The sequence below is a fragment of the Streptomyces sp. NPDC046335 genome (assembly GCF_055587985.1).
The window spans coordinates 405,057-425,056 of the sequence record NZ_JBVJFF010000004.1; the positions used below are offsets into that span (position 1 = coordinate 405,057).

15 protein-coding genes are annotated in these 20,000 nt (G+C 71.6%); 6 read left to right on the plus strand and 9 right to left on the minus strand.

The window, feature by feature from the left end; translation table 11 throughout:
* Positions 1–42: 42 nt before the first annotated feature.
* The 4 genes from ACZ6JY_RS11320 to ACZ6JY_RS11335 all read left to right on the plus strand — a co-directional run bounded on the left by ACZ6JY_RS11320 (position 43) and on the right by ACZ6JY_RS11335 (position 6,416).
* Entirely contained in the window at positions 43–846 is an 804-nt protein-coding gene (locus ACZ6JY_RS11320) for a hypothetical protein (RefSeq protein WP_469194606.1), read from the plus strand.
* A complete protein-coding gene (locus ACZ6JY_RS11325; protein ID WP_469194607.1) occupies positions 843–3,125 on the plus strand; it encodes an NHLP family bacteriocin export ABC transporter peptidase/permease/ATPase subunit in 2,283 nt (760 codons plus the stop codon). Before ACZ6JY_RS11320 ends, ACZ6JY_RS11325 begins: the two co-directional genes overlap by 4 nt.
* Position 3,126: 1 nt before the next feature.
* Positions 3,127–5,985 carry an NHLP bacteriocin export ABC transporter permease/ATPase subunit gene (locus ACZ6JY_RS11330; protein WP_469194609.1) on the plus strand — a complete coding sequence of 953 codons (2,859 nt, stop codon included), beginning with the start codon at positions 3,127–3,129 and terminating at the stop codon, positions 5,983–5,985.
* 89 nt (positions 5,986–6,074) lie between these two features.
* Positions 6,075–6,416 (plus strand): VOC family protein, encoded by a 342-nt coding sequence (locus ACZ6JY_RS11335; protein WP_469194611.1) that lies wholly within the window; start codon positions 6,075–6,077, stop codon positions 6,414–6,416.
* 19 nt (positions 6,417–6,435) lie between these two features.
* On the opposite strand, the gene ACZ6JY_RS11340 is transcribed toward ACZ6JY_RS11335, so the two are convergent.
* Genes ACZ6JY_RS11340 through ACZ6JY_RS11350 form a run of 3 tightly spaced genes read right to left on the minus strand, consistent with a single transcriptional unit; the run spans position 6,436 to position 9,886 of the window.
* A complete protein-coding gene (locus tag ACZ6JY_RS11340) occupies positions 6,436–7,314 on the minus strand; it encodes a geranyl diphosphate 2-C-methyltransferase (RefSeq protein WP_469194613.1) in 879 nt (292 codons plus the stop codon).
* A 15-nt stretch (positions 7,315–7,329) separates the two neighbouring features.
* A complete protein-coding gene (locus ACZ6JY_RS11345; RefSeq protein WP_469194615.1) occupies positions 7,330–8,463 on the minus strand; it encodes a family 2 encapsulin nanocompartment cargo protein terpene cyclase in 1,134 nt (377 codons plus the stop codon).
* 10 nt (positions 8,464–8,473) lie between these two features.
* Positions 8,474–9,886 (minus strand): family 2B encapsulin nanocompartment shell protein, encoded by a 1,413-nt coding sequence (locus tag ACZ6JY_RS11350; protein ID WP_469194617.1) that lies wholly within the window; start codon positions 9,884–9,886, stop codon positions 8,474–8,476.
* 277 nt (positions 9,887–10,163) lie between these two features.
* Between ACZ6JY_RS11350 and ACZ6JY_RS11355 the strand changes: the two genes are divergently transcribed.
* Positions 10,164–10,829, plus strand: a complete 666-nt coding sequence (locus tag ACZ6JY_RS11355) for an HAD family hydrolase (protein ID WP_469194619.1) — start codon at positions 10,164–10,166, stop codon at positions 10,827–10,829.
* Here the strand turns inward: ACZ6JY_RS11355 and ACZ6JY_RS11360 are convergent.
* The 3 genes from ACZ6JY_RS11360 to ACZ6JY_RS11370 are packed head-to-tail and all read right to left on the minus strand — an operon-like array spanning position 10,741 to position 15,448.
* Positions 10,741–12,063 (minus strand): MFS transporter, encoded by a 1,323-nt coding sequence (locus ACZ6JY_RS11360; protein ID WP_469194621.1) that lies wholly within the window; start codon positions 12,061–12,063, stop codon positions 10,741–10,743. The two genes, ACZ6JY_RS11355 and ACZ6JY_RS11360, sit on opposite strands and share 89 nt — an antisense overlap.
* Positions 12,060–14,087 carry a PEP/pyruvate-binding domain-containing protein gene (locus ACZ6JY_RS11365; RefSeq protein WP_469194623.1) on the minus strand — a complete coding sequence of 676 codons (2,028 nt, stop codon included), beginning with the start codon at positions 14,085–14,087 and terminating at the stop codon, positions 12,060–12,062. Before ACZ6JY_RS11365 ends, ACZ6JY_RS11360 begins: the two co-directional genes overlap by 4 nt.
* Positions 14,084–15,448, minus strand: coding sequence for an ATP-grasp domain-containing protein (locus tag ACZ6JY_RS11370; RefSeq protein ID WP_469194624.1), 1,365 nt, complete (start codon positions 15,446–15,448; stop codon positions 14,084–14,086). The genes ACZ6JY_RS11365 and ACZ6JY_RS11370 overlap by 4 nt, the downstream gene beginning before the upstream one ends.
* Before the next feature lie 331 nt (positions 15,449–15,779).
* Between ACZ6JY_RS11370 and ACZ6JY_RS11375 the strand changes: the two genes are divergently transcribed.
* On the plus strand, positions 15,780–17,069 hold the full coding sequence (locus ACZ6JY_RS11375) for a PAS domain S-box protein (protein WP_469194626.1): 1,290 nt from the start codon (positions 15,780–15,782) through the stop codon (positions 17,067–17,069).
* A 73-nt stretch (positions 17,070–17,142) separates the two neighbouring features.
* Here the strand turns inward: ACZ6JY_RS11375 and ACZ6JY_RS11380 are convergent, their stop codons facing one another.
* The 3 genes from ACZ6JY_RS11380 to ACZ6JY_RS11390 all read right to left on the minus strand — a co-directional run bounded on the left by ACZ6JY_RS11380 (position 17,143) and on the right by ACZ6JY_RS11390 (position 19,957).
* Entirely contained in the window at positions 17,143–17,544 is a 402-nt protein-coding gene (locus ACZ6JY_RS11380; protein ID WP_469194628.1) for a nitroreductase family deazaflavin-dependent oxidoreductase, read from the minus strand.
* Between the two features lie 169 nt (positions 17,545–17,713).
* Entirely contained in the window at positions 17,714–18,229 is a 516-nt protein-coding gene (locus tag ACZ6JY_RS11385) for a lytic polysaccharide monooxygenase auxiliary activity family 9 protein (RefSeq protein ID WP_469194630.1), read from the minus strand.
* A gap of 147 nt (positions 18,230–18,376) precedes the next feature.
* On the minus strand, positions 18,377–19,957 hold the full coding sequence (locus tag ACZ6JY_RS11390) for a glycoside hydrolase family 13 protein (protein WP_469194631.1): 1,581 nt from the start codon (positions 19,955–19,957) through the stop codon (positions 18,377–18,379).
* Between the last annotated feature and the right edge of the window lie 43 nt (positions 19,958–20,000).

Sequence of the window (20,000 nt, forward strand, 5' to 3'; positions counted from 1 at the left end):
CGGGGCTCACGGACGCCGTAGGCAAAGTAAGGAAAGCGTCCCGTGCAGTTCCGCCAACAGGCCCTGTCCAAGCTGCAGTCGCCCGAGGAACTCGACCTGCCGGTGCGCTACGCCCGTCCCCAGGGCCTGCTCGTCCTCGCCGTCACCGTCGTCGTCATGGCCGCCGCGAGCATCTGGGCCGTGACAGGCTCGGTCTCCTCCACCCTCCGCGCCCCCGGCATCCTCACCCACGGCCAGGGCAGTTACGTCCTGCAGAGCCCCGTCACCGGCCAGGTGACCCGCGTCCTGGCAGAGGACGGCGAGCGGCTCTCCGCCGGCGCCCCCGTGCTCAACGTCCGTACGGAGCAGGGTGACAAGGTCGTACGCGCCATCGCGGCGGGCCGGGTGACCTCCGTGGTCGCCAGGATCGGCACCGTCGTCACCACCGGCGCCGACGTCGCCACCGTCGAGCGCGTATCCGGCGCCCACGACCCGCTCCTCGCGATGTTCTACGTACCGGCGGACAGCGCGGCCACCGTACCCGTCGGCGCCTCGGTGGACGTCACCGTCCAGTCCGTTCCCGCGGAGGAGTACGGCAAGCTGCGCGGCCGTGTGAAGGCCGTCGGGCGGGCCGCGCAGAGCGAGCAGAAGGTGGCGGGGTTCCTCGGGGACAAGGAGCTCGCCGCGCAGTTCACCAAGGACGGGCCGCCCGTCGCCGTCCTCGTGCGGCTCGAACGCTCCGCCACCGCCAAGTCCGGCTACGCGTGGACCAAGCAGGGCCCGCCCTTCGCCCTGGAGTCCATGACCCCGGCCGCCGGCGCCTTCCAGCTCGCCGAGCAGCGACCGATCGATTGGCTGCTTCCGTGACCGCACCACACCCGTCCCCGGCGGCCCAGCAGCCCCTGCCGCCCCCCGGCGGCCGGCGCAGGCACCGCCCGGAGCCCCCGCGCCGCAGCCGTCGCGCCGCACCGCGCCCTGCGTCGAAGGGCAAGCGGCAGAAGACCGTCCGCACCCCCACCGTCCTCCAGATGGAAGCCGTGGAGTGCGGTGCCGCCGCCCTCGCCATGGTCCTGGCCCACCACGGACGGCACGTCCCGCTGGAGGAGCTGCGCATCGCCTGCGGCGTCTCCCGCGACGGCTCGCGGGCCAGCAACCTGCTCAAGGCGGCCCGCAGCTACGGCCTGACGGCCAAGGGCATGCAGATGGAGCCGGCCGCGCTCGCCGAGGTCAAGGCGCCCGCGATCCTGTTCTGGGAGTTCAACCACTACGTCGTCTACGACGGCCCGGGCCGCCGCCTCGGCCGCCGTGGCGTGCACATCAACGACCCCGACAAGGGCCGCCGCTTCGTGCCCGCCGAGGACTTCGACACCAGCTTCACCGGAGTCGTCCTGGTCCTCGAACCGGGACCGGACTTCCGCCCAGGAGGCCGCAGGCCCGGCGTCATGAAGGCGCTCCCCGCGCGGCTGCGCGGCACCACGGGCACCATGCTCGCCGCGCTCTTCGCCAGCCTGCTCCTCGTGGCCGTCGGCGCCGCGCTGCCCGCGCTCAGCCGCACGTACATCGACCTGTTCCTGGTCGGCCACCAGACCTCGCTGCTCGGCGCGCTGTTCGCGTCGATGGGCGCGATGGTGGCCCTCACCCTGGTGCTCACCTGGCTGCAACAGGCGAACCTGCTGCGCGGCCGCATCATCTCCTCCACCCTCAGCAGCGCCCGCTTCCTGCGCCATCTGCTGCGCCTGCCCGTCACCTTCTACGCCCAGCGCAGCCCCGCCGACCTGGTGCAGCGCCTGGCGTCCAACGACGCGGTCGCCGAGACCCTGGCCCGCGACCTCACGGCCGCGGGCGTCGACGGCATCGTCGTACTCCTCTACGCGGCCCTGCTGTGGACCTACGACCCCCAGCTCACCCTCGTGGGCGTCGGCATCGCCCTGCTGAACATCGTCGCGATGCGCGTCGTCATCCGCCTGCGGGCCACCGGCACCCAGAAGCTCCGCGCCGACAGCGCCAAGCTCACCACCACCTCGTACACCGGCCTGCAGCTGATCGAGACGCTGAAGGCGACCGGCGGGGAGAACGGCTACTTCCGGCGGTGGGCGGGCCAGCACGCCACCACCCTGGAGGAGCAGCAGCGCCTCGGTGTGCCGAGCGCCTGGCTCGGCGTCGTCGCGCCGACGCTCGCGACGCTCAACAGCGCGCTGATCCTGTGGATCGGCGGCCTGCGCGCGGTCGAGGGACATCTGTCGATCGGACTCCTCGTCGCCTTCCAGGCCCTCGTGGTGCGCTTCACCGCGCCGATCACCCGCCTCAACGGCGTCGCCGGCCGCATCCAGGACTTCGGCGCCGACGTCGCCCGCCTCAAGGATGTCGAGAACTTCCCCGTCGACACGCTCTACTCCCGCCCCGAACCGGAGGCGAGCACCCGCCGCCTCAAGGGCCACGTCACCCTTGAGAACGTCACCTTCGGCTACAGCCCCCTCGACAAGCCGCTCCTGACCGGCTTCTCCCTCTCCGTCGGCCCCGGCAGGCAGGTCGCCCTCGTGGGCGGCTCGGGCAGCGGCAAGTCGACCGTCTCCCGGCTGATCTCGGGCCTCTACAGCCCGTGGGAGGGCACGATCCGCATCGACGGGCAGCGCCTGGAGGACATCTCGCGCGGCGCGCTCGCCGCCTCCGTCTCCTTCGTCGACCAGGACGTCTTCCTCTTCGAGGGCACCATCCGCGACAACGTCGCGCTGTGGGACCCCTCCATCCCGGACGACGCCGTCATCGCCGCGCTCAAGGACGCCTGCCTGTACGACGCCGTCGCCCGCAGGCCCGGCGGCATCCACGGCCGCGTCGAACAGGACGGCCGGAACTTCTCCGGCGGCCAGCGCCAGCGCCTGGAGATCGCGCGGGCCCTGGTCCGCCGCCCCAGCATCCTCGTGCTCGACGAGGTGACCAGCGCCCTGGACGCCGAGACCGAACAGATCATCATCGACAACCTGCGCCGCCGCGGCTGCGCCTGCGTCGTCATCGCCCACCGGCTGAGCACCGTACGGGACAGCGACGAGATCGTCGTACTCGACCACGGCACGATCGTGGAACGCGGCCGTCACGAACACCTCGTCGCCGCCGGCGGCCCCTACGCCGACCTGGTCAAGGAGCACTGAGGTGACCTCGGTACCGGAGCAGTACACCTCCTACGGCGGCGATTCGGTCGCCGCCGCCTTCGGCGCGCTCGGCACACCGGCCGACTGCACGGGGCTGCGCAGCGTGCACCTGGAGGGCCCGCAGGTCCTCTGGCTCGTCGTGGCGGGCGCCCTCGACCTGTTCGCCGTCGACGCCGCGCAGCAGGGCCACTGGCACTTCCTCGGCCGCCTCGAACCGGGCACCCTGCTGCTCGGCCCCGTCGAAGGCCCGCAGCACACCCTGGTGGGGCGCCCGTCGCAGGGCTGCGAGCTGCGCCGCATCCCGCTGCGCGAGCTGTACCGGCCGGACTACGGCGACACCTGGGCCTACGAGCAGCAGTACCCCAGCCAGTACGACACCCAGGACGCCGCCCTGAGCCTGCTGGAGCACGCCTTCGCGCTCGGCATCGGACGCGGCCACCGGGTCCTGTTCGAGGCGCCGCTCGACGGCCGCACCACCGCCGATGACGTGGTGACCGACGACGACATCCTCTGGATGCCGGTCGCACCGGGCAGCGTGCAGTACGGCTCGGCCTACAGCGCCGAGGCGGCGGGCGACCTGCTCGTGGACCCGGCCATGTGGCAGCGCATGGTCAACCAGCAGTACCGCCTCCTGTCCACACTCGACCGCTGGATCGAACGCCTTGAGCGGGCCCACGAGGACCGCACGGCGGCCGGCATCAAGGCGGGCGAGACGGTCCGCGAACAGGCCGACCGCACGCTGATCGCCTCCATCGGCCGCTCCGGCAGGGGCGGTGCGCGCCGCCCCGACGCCAGCGGCGGTGACGACGCGACGTACGCGGCCTGCCGGCTGGCCGCAGAGGCGGCGGGCATCACCCTGGCCGGCCCGGCCGCCGGCGGTGCGGTGAGCGACCGGATCGACCCGGTGGAGCAGGTCGCCGTGGCCTCGCGCATCCGCACCCGCGTCGTCCGGCTCGACGGGCGCTGGTGGCGCGAGAACGCGGGCCCCCTTGTGGGCCGCCGCGCGTCCGGCGGGGCACCGGTCGCGCTGCTGTGGCGGCGCGGCGGCTACGAGTCGGTGCACCCCACATCGGGGCGGCGCACCCGCGTCGACAAGACCAACGCGGAGGAGTTCGAGCCGCAGGCGGTGATGTTCTACCGCCCGCTGCCGGAGCACCGGCTGACGCCCTGGCGGCTGTTCCGCTTCAGCCTGCGGGGCAACGGCGGTGACGTACGCAGTCTCGTGATCGCCGGTCTGGTGACGGTCGTGATCGGCGCGCTGGTGCCGATCGCGACGGGCCAGGTGCTCGGCGTGTTCGTCCCGAACGGCGAGAAGAGCGCGATCGCCCAGGTCTCCCTGGCCGTGATGATCACGAGCATCGTCTCCGCCGCCTTCATGCTGCTCCAGAACCTCACCATCCTGCGGATGGAGGGCCGCATGGAGAGCGCGCTCCAGCCCGCGGTCTGGGACCGCCTGCTGCGGCTGCCCACCCGCTTCTTCGCCTCCCGCTCCACCGGCGAACTGGCGAGCGCGGCGATGGGGGTGAGCGCGATCCGCCACGTCCTGTCGGGCATCGGCCCGGTCGCGCTCCAGGCGAGCACGATCGGCGCGATGAACATCGTCCTGCTGCTCGTCTACAGCGTCCCCCTCGCGCTGGCCGCCTTGGCCATGCTGGCCGTCATCGCGGCGGTGTTCCTCACCCTCGGCCTGTGGGAACTGCGCTGGCAGCGCCGCCTGGTCGTGCTCGCCAACAAGCTCAACAACCAGGCGTTCCAGACCCTGCGCGGCCTGCCCAAGCTCCGCGTCGCCGGCGCGGAGAGCTTCGCGTACGCGGCCTGGGCGGGGGAGTTCGCGCGCAGCAGGGAGCTGCAACAGCGGGCAGGCCGCATCAAGAACGTGACGACGGTCCTGAACTCGGTCTACCTCCCGCTCTGCACACTCATCATGTTCATCCTCCTCGCGGGCCCGGCACGCGGCAGCCTGACCGCGGGGGAGTTCCTCACCTTCAGCACCGCCGTGACCATGCTCCTGACGTCGGTCACCCAGCTCACCGGGGCGCTGATCTCGGCGGCGTCGGTCCTCCCGATGTTCGAACAGATCAAGCCGGTCCTCGACGAGGCACCGGAGGTGCGGGGCGCGAGCACGCAGCCGGGCGAACTGACCGGCGAGATCGAGGCCCGCGGCCTCACCTTCCGCTACGCGGACGACGGCCCCCTGGTCCTGGACGACGTGTCCCTCTCGATCCGCCCGGGTGAGTTCGTCGCGATCGTCGGCCCGAGCGGCTGCGGCAAGTCGACGCTGCTGCGCCTGCTGATCGGCTTCGACAAGCCGGTCTCGGGAAACGTCCTGTACGACGGCCAGGACCTGGCCGCCCTCGACCAGTCGGCCGTACGCCGCCAGTGCGGTGTCGTACTCCAGAACGCGCAGCCCGTCACTGGATCGATCCTGGACTGCATCTGCGGGGCCGAGTCGTTCACGCAGGAGGAGGCGTGGGAGGCCGCGGCGATGGCCGGCCTGGCCGAGGACATCAAACGCATGCCGATGGGGCTGCACACCATGATCTCCGGCGGCGGAGCGGTCTCCGGCGGCCAGCGCCAGCGCCTGATGATCGCCCAGGCGCTGATCCGCCGCCCCCGCGTCCTCTTCTTCGACGAGGCGACGAGCGCCCTGGACAACGAGACGCAGCGCACGGTGATCGACAGCACCCGTTCCCTGAACGCCACCCGCATCGTGATCGCCCACCGCCTCACGACGGTCATGGACGCGGACCGGGTCATCGTGATGTCGGAGGGGCGTGTGGTGGAGCAGGGCGCACCGGCTCAGCTCCTGGCCGACGAGGGCGGCCGCCTGCGTGAGCTGGTGCGCCGCCAGATGGCCTGAGGGCTGCCTGCGGGTCTGCGGGGTCTGCGGCCTCGGCAGTACGGTGTAAATCGCACGGTTTCGACCGGTGTTCGGTCTATCATGACGTCATGGCCGTCGACCTCTTCGCAGGCATCCCCGTCAGTGACTACGCAGCGGCCCTTGCCTGGTACGAGCGGCTGTTCGGCTCCCCGGCTGCGTTCATCCCGAACGACACGGAGGCCGTGTGGGAGCTGGCCGAACACCGCTACGTGTACATCGAGCTCCGGCCAGGGCGCGCGGGCCACGCGCTGCACACCGTCTTCGTCGACGACCTCGACGACCGCGTCGCCGGGATCACCGGCCGGGGCGTCGACCCCTGCAACCGCGAGACGTACGCCAACGGCGTGCGCAAGGTCGTGTACCGGGACCCGGACGGAAACGAGATCGGCTTCGGCGGCGCGCCGCTCTGACCCGCGACGCCCTGGCGTGTCAGACGCGGTCGGCCGCGATCAGCAGGTACTGGAACGAACCGTCCCTGTACGAGTTGATGAACGCCTCCTCGATGCCGGTGACCAGCGAGGACGTGGCCCGCAGCTCCCAGTACGGCAGGGTCGCCGCGGTCAGGTCGATGACCGTCTGCGGGACCAGGCGGTTGTCGGCCATGGCCCGCAGATACTCCCTGCGGGAGTGGATGTTGCACTCGAAGTGCGCGTTGATCTGTGAGACCCACTTCGAGGGCTGGCCGTAGCGGGGGTTCCAGCAGCCGGTGATGGTCACATAACGGCCGCCGGGCGCGAGGATGCGGGAGTGCTCGGCGAAGAGGTCGTGCAGATCGACGTACATGCTCGACTCGTTGTTCCACGAGGCCGCGATCTGGCCCGTCCCGAAGGGCGTGTCGAGCATGTTGCACACCTGGGCGTGGACGTGGTCCGCGATGCCGAGCTCTCGGGCGCGCCGGTTGGCGAAGTCGGCCTGCTTGGCCGACAGGGTGACACCCTCGGTCTTGCAACCGAAGCGCTGGTGGGCCATGACCATGGAGCCGCCGCGCCCGCAGCCCGCGTCCACGAGTGTGTCGCCGCCCTGGATGATGCCCAGGTGGTCCAGGAGCACTTCGGCCTGCGCCGACTCCAGCCGGTGCAGCTCGGCGATCAGCTTCTTCTCGTATCCGCTGTCGTCCGCAGGGCCGAGGGCGGCGTGGTCGACGTCGCCGATGCCGTAGTGGTGGTGGTAAAGGCCGTCGACGTCGCCGAGGCGCAGGTTCACGGGCCTGGCCTCCCCGTCCCAGTAGCGGGCGATGTCACCCTGGTACGGCGACGCCGGCGCGGGGATGGAGAGGGGAGTGCCGGTGGTGAGTTCAATGCTGGTCACGTGGAGGTCCGTTCTCTACCAGAAGTCGGGCAGGCTGTATCGATAGGTGTTGGTCCGGTGCCAGTAGTGGTTGCCGTCGACCCACACGGCCACTCCTCGGAGGAAGCGCTGCACACTCGGGACGGGGCAGGCTGCCGCCAGGGCGGCGGCCTCTGCCTCGAAGGCGTGCATGAGGTCGTTGTGGACCTCGACCGCCTTCAGGTAGGCGTCCCGGTCGGAGACACCCTCGCGTTCGGCGATCACCACGGGCAGGTTGAGGTGCTTGCCGGGGCTGTCGAGTTCCTTGGTGTAGGAGTACAGGTCGTTGACGATGGTGGTGGCATTGCCGGCCAGCGCGATGACCCTCTGCATGGCGGGCTGGGCGTGCAGGTCGGCGGGCAGTTCGTAGCCGTCGACGGTGTCGGTGATCGTGGGGCAGGGGCGGAAGTTGTTGAACTGACGCATCGCCAGGTACTCCCACACCTCGGGCACGTGCTCCTCCTGCGCCCAGGCGGCCTCGGCGAGATAGCCCATGTGAAGGCGGGCCATGTCGTGCCGGTACCGGTCGGCCTGCGAGGCGGAGGCCTGCCGGAGGAAGTACGTCATGGCGGAGTGGTAGGCCCGCCGCGGCGCGTCCGACTGGAGCGACTCCGCCCACCGCGGCTCGTACTCCTCGCTCGTGTGGACCGGATCGAGAGCCGTGTGCGCGAGCAGCAGGCGGCTGCCGAGGCCGACGGGGGAACCGCCGTGATCCTCGCAGTAGCAGTCGTCGAGCACGTTCTCGGCGACCATCAGCCGTGTGGCGACCATCAGGTGGTCGATGGTGGGCGCGTCCGGATGGCAGGCGACCATGTAACGGCCGACGGAGAAGCCGTCGAACTGCTCCTCCCACTCCGGCGGATACACCTGGGCCTCGTCCACCGCCCACGCCTTGATCCTGCGGCTGACCTCCTCGACCCGTGCCGGGTCGGGTTGCGCCACCGGGTGGTGGTAGAGACCGGGAATCGGCCGGCCCTCCTCCACCGGGGGCTCGGGCTCCGGCGCGCCCGCGGGTCGTCCGGGAGCCCCGGCCTCCGGAAGACGTGGAGGCTCCTCGTGTCCGCCCAGGCGCAGGCCCGCCGTGCCCAGACCGTTGGGGCCGCTCAGGACCCGTTGCAGGGTGAGATCCATCAGAAACCCCCTAGCCGCGGCTGCGCCCGATCTGCACGTTCTCGAGCACGCCGAGCGCGTTGGGCACCAGGATGGCGGCGGAGTAGTAGGTGCTGACCAGGTACGAGGTGATGGCCTGTTCGTTGAGGCCCATGAAGCGCACCGAAAGGCCCGGCTCGTACTCGTCCGGCAAGCCGGTCTGCCGCAGCCCGATGACGCCTTGGTTGTCCTCGCCGACACGCATGGCCAGGATGGAGCTGGTGTTCTCCCTGGTGATGGGAATCTTGTTGCACGGCAGGATCGGGACGCCGCGCCAGGCCGGGACCTGCTGCCCGCCGAGGTCGACGTTGTCCGGGTAGAGCCCGCAGGCGGTGAAGCCGCGTCCGATCGCCGCGATCGTCCTGGGGTGGGCGAGGAAGAACTTCGTGCCCCGTCGGCGGCAGAGCAGCTCGTCGAGGTCGTCGGGGGTGGGCGGCCCGGAGTGGGGCTGGATGCGCTGCTTGAAGTCGGCGTTGTGCAGCAGCCCGAACTCCCGGTTGTTGACCAGCTCGTGCTCCTGGCGCTCACGCAGCGCCTCGACGGTGAGCCTGAGCTGCTCCTCGGTCTGGTTCATCGGCCCGTTGTAGAGGTCCGCGACCCTGGTGTGGACGCGCAGAACGGTCTGGGCCACGGAGAGTTCGTACTCACGCGGGCGGACCTCGTAGTCGACGAAGGCGCCCGGCAGCTCGGCCTCGCCGGTGTGGCCCGCGGACATCGCGATCTCCGCCTCGCCCTGCCGGTTCTGCCTCCGGCCCGCGAGCGAGCCGAACTCCCGCAGGTGGGCCTGGAGGTCCGGTGCCGAGGACACCACCGCGGCGAAGTCGGCGCGGGACAGGGTGAGCAGGGTGCCCGCGGTCTCGGCCGTGGCGGTGTAGTCCCACCGAGCGTCGGCGTCCAGGAGGGTGTTCTCGCCGAAGCTTCCGCCGTCGGCGAGGGTGGCGACGGACGTCTCGTCGCCGTACTTGCCGACCGAGGTCTGGTTGATCCGGCCGTGGGCGATCAGGTGGATGTGCTCGGCCGGGGAGCCGCGCTCGACCAGCACCTCCCCGGCGCGGAAGTCGCGCTGGACGCAGCGGTCGGCGATGGCGGTCAGCACCTCGGCGTCCTCGAAGCCGCGCAGCAGGGCCAGTTCGCCCAGTTCCTGGGGCACCACCCGGACGTCGGCACCGTCCTGGACGAACTCGATGCGGCCGTCCCCGACGGTGTAGCTCAAGCGGCGGTTCACCCGGTAGGTGCCGCCCTTGGTCTCCACCCACGGCAGCATCCGCAGCAGCCACCGGGAGGTGATCTCCTGCATCTGCGGTGCGGATTTGGTCGTGGAGGCGAGGTTGCGGGCGGCCGCGGTGCCGAGGCTCAACTGCCGGGGCACCTCCTGCTCTGCCTCCGGGCCGGTCTCAACGGTCATCGGGTGGAGTCTCCTTCGCGACGGTGGCGAACGAACCGCGGGGGGAAACCCCGGCAATGCGTCCAGATCCACGGAAACGCTAAGGGGCAGTGCCCCCCAACTCGCCTGAAAGACCGCTTTGTTAGCACGATGCAGCGATCTTGCTCCGCATCAGGTTTATCGGCATAACCGACGGTTCGACAGTGCGACCGCCGAACCGCGCCAGGTCCGAGTGACACGTGGGGTTCGAGGGTAGAGCGCCGTGGACCGGTGTGGGCGAGGGAAGGGCGACGACGTCATGCAGAGATCCGCCTTCAAGGGGACCGTCCGTGCGAGTGCCGCGCTGGGCGCCGCCCTGGCGTCGACCGCGCTCTGCGCCGTCACGGCGAGCGCGGCGCCCGTGCCGGTGCCCATGCCCGTGGGCGCGAGCGGCGGCGGTGAATCGGGAGCGGCGTCGGCCGCCGTCGCCGTACGCGAACGCGCGTGCCCCATCGTCTACTTCGACCTGGGCGAGACCCTCGTACACACCGCCGACGACGGCGGCACCGGCTACCAGCCCGGCGCCGCCGCCTACCTGCGCGCCCTGCGCGAACGCCACATCAAGGTCGGCCTGATCACCAACGTGCCGTCCGCCTGGGGCGCGACCGACGCCGAGCGCGCCGCCCGGCTGAAGCAGGAGGTCGACGCCACGTGGCAGGGGCCCGCGCCCTTCGCCTGGCGGGACTTCGGCGACCGCGTCCTCACGCCGCGCACCGAGGCCGAGCGCAAACCGGCCCCCGCCCTCTGGCAGCGGGCGAAGGCCGGCTCGGGCCACTGCCGGGTCGTCTACCAGGCGGAGACCGCGGAGGAGGTCGGCGTGGCCTCCTCGCTCGGCTTCATTCCGTACCAGGTCGGCCGGGCGCACCGGCCGGCGTTCCTTCCGGTGTGGTGGGTCGAACTCCTCGGCCGGAGCTCTCCCGCCTGACGACCCCGCTGCGCAACAGCAGTTGGAAGACGCCGAGCAGCACCGCCGTCGCGAGCGCGCTGTGCCACAGCAGGGCGTCCAGACGCCCGGCCGAGAGATAGGCGCCCACGGCGATCGCGGCCAGCGCGCACACCGCGCGGTCCACGATGCTCTCGACGGAGAGCAGCGTGGCGCGCGGGGCGTGCGCGGGCACCGCGTCGTTCACCAGCTTGCGCTGGACGGGGTACGCGAAGCCGGTCGCGGCGGCGAACAGGCAGAGCAGCGCCACGACGGCCCACGGCCCGCCGAACGTCATGGCCGCCAGGGTGCCCGCGAGCACGAGGCTGAGGACGGACACCCACGCCACCGGTGGCAGGCGGCGGCTCAGCCACTGCGGGCGCGCCGAGGCCACCGCTTCGGCCACCGTCATCGCCGCCATCACCCCACCGTGCGAGGCCTCGGCGATGCCGTGGTCCAGCAGGATCGGCTGGAAGAGGTTGACCTGGCAGATCCGGGAGAGCGTGAAGACGGCAACGCCCTGCACCATCACCAGGGCCAGCCACCGCGAGGAGGCGACACAGCGCAGCGCGGTGCCCGCGTCCCGCAGGATCGCGCCGCGCCCGCCGCCCGCCTTCTCCACGGCACCGCCCGCCCCCGCGAGGCGCGGCAGCGCGATGACGCAGGCGAGGGAGCCCGCCGCGCTGACCGCGCTGAGCAGGTACGGGGCCGAGTGGGCGACGGTCATCAACGGCCCGACCAGCGGCCAGCACACGACCTTCGCCGCCAGACCGAGGGCCCGGGCGGTGCCCTCCGCCCGCAGGTAGTGATCGTCGCACTTCTCGGCCCGCAGACCGTCGTACAGATAGGCGCTCGCCGCACCCGAGGTGAGCGACCGGCCCGCCGCGATGGCCAGGAAGTGGACGAGGAAACCGGTGTACGAGGCGCTGACCACCGGAGCCAGGTTCGCCGCCGTCATGACCACCGCCCCGGCCCGCAGGCAGTTGCGGGTGCCGATCCGGTCGGCGATCAGCCCGGTCGGGATCTCGAACAGGCAGAAGGCCACGTAGTAGACGCTCTGGATGCCGAAGATCTGCCCGTCCGAGAGCCCGGCGGCCTTCTGGTAGGCGTAGAACACCGGCATCCACCACAGCAGGTTGAAGAGCAGTTGGAAGCCGTAGTTGAGCCGGATGATGCGGCGGGCGGTGTCCGTCAGGCCGGTGCGCGTGCCCGGCCGACGGGGGCGCGCCGCCCTCACAGCGCGTAGGGGCGGATCTGGACCAGCCGGAAGTCGCCCCGCTCGGTCATCAGCCACTCGATGTCCAGCGGCTTGTCCACGTCGGACGCATCGGACACGCCGGCCCCGCTGAAGTGGGACTGAAGGAGCCGCCCGGTCAGCGACAGGTCGGCGAGCCGGGCGCGGACGGCGGCGGAGAGCCCGTCGCCCCAGGAGCCCAGGGCGACGGTGCGGCCACCGCCCTCCACGGTGTTGTACAGGTACTGCTGCGGCAGGACCGAGCCGTCGACCACGTGCTCCGGCGAGCCGGGGGAGCAGTTGAGGTAGACGTTGCGGAAGTCCTCGCGGCGGGTCGGGTCGCAGGTCACCAGGACGCCGCCGAGGGAGGCGGGCACGTACTCCTGGACGATGACGCCCATGTAGGTGTCGTCCAGGGAGATGCCGACCTGGTGGCGCAGGCGCACGCTGCGGGGTGAGAGCAGGGAGGCCCACACCTGGCGTACGGCGTCCAGGAGTTCACCGGTGCCGTGCACGGTGGTGACGGAGTCGTAGACGCCCGCTGCGGAGAACCCGGGGAGGTCCTCGGCGTTGGACGAGGAGCGCACCACCAGGCGCCCGCGCGTCCCCGCGGGGGCGGGGAAGGCCTGGTTGATCTGCCGGGTGACCGACCCGGGCACGGGCGTGTGCCGGATCAGGTGCTGGAGTTGCAGGCAGAGCGAGTCCAGGACGTCGGTCGCGTCGAGTTCGAGTGCCATCTTCAGCTTGCCGATGCCCTGCTGGAGCACGGGGGAGGAGGCGAGGAAACGCTGCTGGAGCGCGAAAGGCAGCGCGACGCCGTCGGGGGCGCTCACCGCACCGGCCACGAACTCGGCCGCCTTGGCGCGGAGTTCGCCCTCGGTGGGTTCACTCAGGCCGAGGCGGGCGGCGAGGTGCCCGTAGAGGTCCGCGCGCGGCGGGCGTGGCCGCCCGTAGAAGGCGGTGAGGTCGGCCGTACGGCTGTCCAGCACGTGGTGCAGCTCGCCGAGGTTGGCCGCCTTGGTGCCGTACCGGTCGCGGTCGGTGCCGCGCAGCCGGTGCAGGGCCAGTACGGGAGTGTCTTCGAGCAGCGGCGGTTCGAGGCGTATGCGCTGCTGGTGCCAGGCCGGGGCCCGCAGGGCGGGTTCGTCGTCGAGGCGCTCAAGGGATATCTCGTCCTCGGCGACCCGGTAGCACACCCACGCGCCGTCGAGGCCGTCCCGCTCGACGAGCTGCTCCAGGTCGCGCACGATGGCGTTGGGTATGCCCCAGCCCGAGGCGAGGACGTTGGTGTGGGAGAGCGGGGTGATCGGCGCGGTGTTGAGGAAACCGGCCACGCGGGGCACGTCGTCCGGCAGGCACGGCATGGCCACGATGTCCGCCCAGCCGAGCCCGGCCTCCGCCGCCGCGTACTCCTCCTGCGTACGGAAGAACCGCAGCCGCCCGGTGGCCTCGCCCGGGTTCAGCGGCGTCCGGGCCCTGGTGCCGAAGAGCTCGTGGCTCAGGACGCGGGGCACACGCAGTTCGCTGATCCCCGCCAGCGTCTCTTCCTGCCCGTGGTTGGCGGGCTTGAGCAGCAGCGGGAGCCCGGCGTCGACGCGTGCGCGCACGAACTCGTGGAAGAACACGAGGAGTTCCCCGTGCATGGTGTCGGCCTCGGTCGTCTCCAGGACCAGGAAGGTGCGCTCGCGGCCGTCCGCGTCCTCGTCCGTGTGCAGGGAGAGCACACCGAGCAGGAAGCGGCGGTCGGGGTCCATGTAGACGGAGGCGTTGAACGCGTCGAGCTCCGCGTCGAGCGCGGCGAGATCCATGCCCAGGACACGGGTGGCGACGTAGTCGACGTGGAAGGGGTGCACGGCGGTGTCGAGCAGGTGCCAGGTGTTCTCGGCACGGTCGACGACGACCTTCAGGTACGGGTGACCCGCCAGGACCCCGGAGAGGGTGCGGAAGAGCGGCAGGGAGAGGTTCTCACCGATGACCGTGCGGTCCGTGGCCGGTCCGGCGGCGCCGGTGAGCAGTGGGGCGGTCATGCCGGAACCTCCTCGCGCCGGGCGGTGGGCAGCACCCGGGGCAGGGCCTCCACCAGGGTCTCGAAGTCGCGGAGCACGGTGCGCGCGTCGGTGGCGGAGAGCAGGCACAGGGCCGCCATGGTGTTGGCACCCGCGGCCGGGTCGTAGACCGGTACGACTTGGCCGTCGGCGAGTGAACTCTCCGCGACCACCGACAGGTCACTGCCCCGGCTGAGGGGCACGTCCGCCGCGACGGCGGGGAAGTCCCAGACCTTGCGGTCCCGCCAGGCCTCGCCGTCGCCGTCGACCGCGAGGACGACGAGGGAGCCCGCCGCGCCGCGCGCCCGGCCGGGGGTGAGGGCCTGCTCGGGCCACTCCACCGGGCGGCCGACGAGGTGGTCGACGAGCATGCCGACGAGGTCGAGCCCGAAGACGTCCTCGATCTGCGGCACGGTCATCGCGCCGCCGAACCGGGCGGCCGTCTCGATCAGCCACATCCGGCCGTCCGCGCCGAGCTTGATCTCGGTGTGGGTCCCGCAGTCGCGCAGGCCGAGGGCGTCGACGGCGCGCCGGGCCAGGTCCACGACCCGGTCCTGGGCGTCCCGCGCCAGCAGGGCCGGGGTGATGCCCGCGCGTTCGGTGAACGGTTCGACCGTGGGCATCCGGCCGCTGACGCAGACGGGGCGGAAGACGCCGTCGGTCACGACGCCCTCGACGCTGACGTAGTCGCCCCAGCCGGGCTCGTCGAACCAGTGCGCCGCGGTACCGGTCACGATCCGCTCGACCACGAAGTCCGCGCCGGCCTCGGCCACATGCAGCTCCGCGTAGCCCAACCGGGCCGACTCGGCCATCACGTCACGGGAGCGGGCCCAGGCGGCGGACGCCTCCTGCGGGGCGCGGATGATCTGGTGCGCGGTGGAACCGGCGCTCCAGGCCGCCTTGAGGAGCAGCGGTCCCGGCAGCGTACGGACCGCCGCGTGCAGGTCGTCCTCCGTGGCGACGGGGCGGAACTCGGGCTGCGGCAGACCGTGCCGCTGCCAGGTGTGCCGCATCAGCCGCTTGTCACGGGCGAGCGCGGCGGCGCGGCCGGCTCCGGCGAGGCCCAGCTCCTCGCAGGCCTCGGCGACGGCCACGACCGCGTACTCGGAGAAGGTGAGCACCGCGTCCGCGCCGACGGCCTTCGCCCGCGAGACGATCAGGGACACCAGGTCGGAGCGGTGCGCGTCGTCAGGCGTGACGACCGAGGCACACAGTCTCCGGGCGGAGTCGGCCACGGCGGGAGGAAGAGCGCTGAGGGCCAGCAGGTGCACTTCCGCCTTCGCGGCCGTCCGGGACAGGACGTGACCGAGCGGCGGACCACCCTTGGCATGCACTAACAGCACCTTGCTCACTGAAGTTCGTCTCCAATCGTCCGGTTGTCACCGGTCGCCGTCATACGTGGGTGATGCGTGATGGGCCCGGGGGAATCTCCCGGTCCAAATGGCGGGGCGTGTTCACCCGCTCACTCAAGGGGACCAGGCGGCAGACGCCCGTGACGCCATCGGGGACGCCCGCGACTCAGGCAAATGCCTGAGTCGCGGGCCGCATCGGACGTTTGCCGCGACATCGGCACCTCGGCGCATCGGCCGGGAAACGGGCATGCGTGACGACAGGGACGGATATCCGACGCAAAGTGACTGGCTGTCAGACAGTCATATACGGACGGAGACCGTCGTGGACGATTCCAGCCTCAAGGCACTGCTCGAACACCTCCCCGTGTTCTGGTGGGAAGTGGACGAGACGTGGCAGGTCCTCGAGCGGGGAGGCGGCGCCTTCGCCGACACGGACGCCGCGCGGCGCTTCCTCGACCGGCTGCGCCAGGAGCTCCCTGAGCATCCGCCGGGCGAGGCCCGCCGACAGGTCCTGTTCGACGGCCGCACCTTCGACGTGAGCCGCCCCCTCCACGGGAGCCGCACCCACAGCCATACGCGCGGCCTGGCCGTCGAGGTCGACGCCCACGCCGAGGCCCCGCGCAGATACGCCGCCTTCGCCGGCCTCGTGGACCTCGCGCCGGCCGCCGCCTTCATACGGGACAGCGACGGCCGCTACCTGTGGGCGAACCACGCCTACGCGCACCTCTACGGCACCGTGCCGGACGACATGGCCGGCAAGTACATCGAGGACTTCGACGCACCGGCCGACGCCGAACAGTTCCGCACCCTCGACCAGGAGATACTCGGCCGAGGCACGCCGGTACGCCACACCATCGGCTACCGGCGGCCGGACGGCAGCGCGGGCCGGGCGGTGGGCCACCGCTTCCCCGTACGGGAGAACGCGCGGACCTGCGTCGCCGGAATCTACGTGGACGTCACCGACCATCTGCGCGCCACGCTCCAGTGGCAGGAGGCCGAGGAGAGCCTGCAAGCGCTGCGCGACCACAGCGGTCTGCCCTGCGCACTGCTCTCGGCGAACGGCCGCGTGGTCGAGGCGAGCGCGGCGGCCGCCGAACTGTTCCAGCTCAACGTCCACGACCTGGTGGGCCGCCGGGCGCACACACTGCTGGCCGCCGAGCCCGGCCTCGACCGGCTGCACCACCGGTGGCACCACCTCATAGCCCGCCGCACCAGACGGGTGGAGACCTCAGCGGTACTCGTGGACGCCCACGGCATGCAACGGCGCGCGCAGCTCCACCTGACGACGATCGGCCACTCTTCCTCCCGGGCCCGGCACGTCTGGGCCGTCGTCACCCACCAGAGCCTCGCCCACGAGGCCCATCCCTCGCTCACCGCGGCGCAGATCCGCATCCTCTCCCTCCTCGCGGAGGGCAGCAGCAACGGCGACATCGCCGCCTCCCTGAAGCTGTCCCGCCAGACGGTCGACTACCACCTCGGCCGCCTGCGCCAACTCCTGGGCGCCGCGACCCGCCCGGCCCTGGTGGCCCGCGCCTACGTCCTCGGCATCCTGGCCCCCCGCGCCTGGCCCCCGCGCTCCGCCACGGCGGCGCATCCGCTCAGCACGGTCTGACGGGTCCGGCCCGCATACGCGAGGGGCCCCCGGCAGCGGCGGCTGCCGGGGGCCCCTCGCGGTGGTCCGTGGCTCAGACGCGCTCCAGGACCACCACCGGGATCGACCGATCGGTCTTGGTCTGGTACTCCTCGTAGGCCGGCCAGGTGGCGACCATGGTCCGCCACATGGCCGGCTTCTCGTCCGGGCTCGCGGTGCGGGCGCGGGCGGTGTAGCGGTCGCCCTTGATCTGCACCTGGACCTCGGGGTTCGCCTCAAGGTTGCGGTACCACAGCGGCGGCGCGTCGGCGCCCCCGTTCGAGGCCACCACAAGCACCGCGTCGCCGTACGGCTGGTAGATCAGGGGAGTGCTGCGCTGCTCACCGCTCTTGCGGCCGATGGTGGTGAGGATCAGTACCGTGGTGTTCTGCCAATCGTGGCCCTCCGCGCCGTCGGTCTCCTGGTAGCGCTTGACATGCTCTTTGCCGAACAGCATCTGGCGTCTCCTCTGCGTCCTCACGCGGTCGTGCGGGTGTCGTTGCGCGTTGCACGACCCAGTCTCACGGTCAACGGGCCGGTTTCCCATGAGGGCACGGCTGAATCGGCGCGCCCGGACTAACGCGGTGAGGACGACGGACGGGACACATCACGCCGGCGGCGGGACCTCAGCGGATGTTGACGTCGACGCAGGCGTAGAAGGCGTTGGACGTGTCACCGATGTTCCACACCGCGAGGACCTTGTGCCTGCCGGTGAAGTTGCCGAGGTTGACCTGGTGGGAGACGGTCGACGGCGGCTGCTGGTTGTGGCCGTCGATGGTGGCGACCTTCGTGCCGTCGACGAAGTACTCGTAGTTCGCGGTGCGGTGCCTGGCGGTGAACGTCCAGGTGAAGGTCTGCGTCCTGCTGACGTCGCTGACCTTCCAGCCCTTGCTGTCGTTGTCCAGCTCCGCGAACCGTGAGTTGCCGCCGCTACAGCTGCGCAGGCCCTTGGGGCCCTCGACGCTCTGCGGTTCGTACTTGATGTCGCCGCAGGGCACCGTACGCGCGGCGCACTGCGCCTGACGGCTCGCGGGACCGTTGACGTATCCGTGGGCGCTGGCCGAGCCCGTCGGCAGGGTGAGGGCGAGGACGGGTGCCATACCGGCACCGATCGCCGCGGCCATCTTCCGCTTCTTGTGCATGCGTACTCCTTCACGGGGCGTTGCTTCATGGGGGTGTGCGACGTGAAGTGCTCGGGTGGGGCGGGGCAGGGGTGCGGGGACCGAGCAGTGGTGCAGGATGTGCACGGGTGCCGATTAGTCCAGACCATAGACTTCGGCAGGTCCCCGTCAAGAGTGGTTTCCGGCCATGCGGCGCAGCCAGACCGCCGTGTCCCTCGGCAACCGCCCCTGCGGGGACAGGGGCCCGCTGACCAGCAGGGGTTCGGTGTCCGCGGGCAGCGCCACGTCGTCGGGCCCGAAGTTGACCAGACAGATCCAGGTGGTGCCGTCCCGCTCGGAGGTGCGCGCGAAGGACAGGACGTCCGGCTCGTCGGCGCGCAGCCGGCGCAGCGGCCCCGCGTCGCCGAAGGAGCGCCGCAGCCGCAGCGCCGTGCGGTACAGGCAGAGCATCGACTCCGGGTCGCGCGCCTGCTCCTCGGCGGCGTAGGCGGACCAGTCCCGCGGCACCGGCAGCCAGCTCCGCTCCGGGGCGCCGTCCCAGGGCAGCGGCACCCGGCAGCCGTCCCTGCCCGGGTCGACTCCGCCGGAGCGGGCGTACATCGGGTCCTGGATCCGCTCCCGGGGGATCTCCGCCTCCGGCAGTCCCAGCTCCTCGCCCTGGTAGAGGTAGAGCGAGCCGGGCAGGGCCAGGGTGAGCAGGGCGGCGGCCCGGGCCCTGCGGGTGCCGAGCGCCAGGTCGGTGGGGACGCCGAAGCGCTTGCGCTCGAAGGCGAAGCCGGTGTCCTCGGCCCGCCCGTAGCGGGTGACCGTGCGGGTCACGTCGTGGTTGGCGAGGACCCAGGTGGCGGGCGCGCCGACCGGGGCGTGGGTCGACAGGGTGAGGTCGATCGACTCCCACAGCCGCGCCGGGTCCCAGGGCCGGGACAGGAAGTCGAAGTTGAACGCGGTGTGCAGCTCGTCGGGGCGCAGGTAGCGGGCGAACCGCTCCGCGTCCGGCAGCCAGATCTCGCCGATGAGCGCGGCCCCGTACTCGTCGGCGATCCGCCGCCAGGAGCGGTAGATGTCGTGCAGCTCGGGCTGGTCGTGGAAGGGGTGGGGTCGCGCGGGGTCCATCGAGGGCAGCCCGTCGGCCTTGGCGAGCAGCGCCGCGGAGTCGATGCGCACACCGGCCGCGCCGCGCTCGAACCAGAAGCGCAGCACCTCCTCGTGCTCCTTGCGGACCGCCGGGTGACTCCAGTTGAGGTCCGGCTGCTCGGGCGCGAAGAGGTGCAGGTACCACTCGCCGTCCTCCGTCCGCGACCACGGCACCCCGCCGAACTCACCCACCCAGTCGTTGGGCGGCTCCGCCGAGTACGGCCGGAAGTGGAACAGCTCCCGCTCGGGGGAGCCGGGTCCGGCAGCCAGCGCGGCCTTGAACCATTCGTGCTGGTCGGAGACGTGGTTCGGCACGATGTCCACGATGCAGCGCAGACCGAACTCCCGGGCCTCCGCGATCAGTGTCTCGGCCTCGCGGAGACTGCCGAAGGCCGGGTCGATGGTGCGGTAGTCGGCGACGTCGTAGCCGCCGTCGGCCAGCGGCGAGAGGTACCACGGGGTGAACCACAGGGCGTCCACACCCAGGTCGGCCAGATAGGGCAGCCGGGCCCGGACACCGGCCAGGTCGCCGGTGCCATCACCGTTCCCGTCCGCGAAGGAACGGACGTACACCTGATAGATGGCAGCGCTGTGCCACCACTCCGTGCTGGGCAAGAGGAGTCCTTTCGTACGGATCGCGTACGGACGTGAGAGGCGG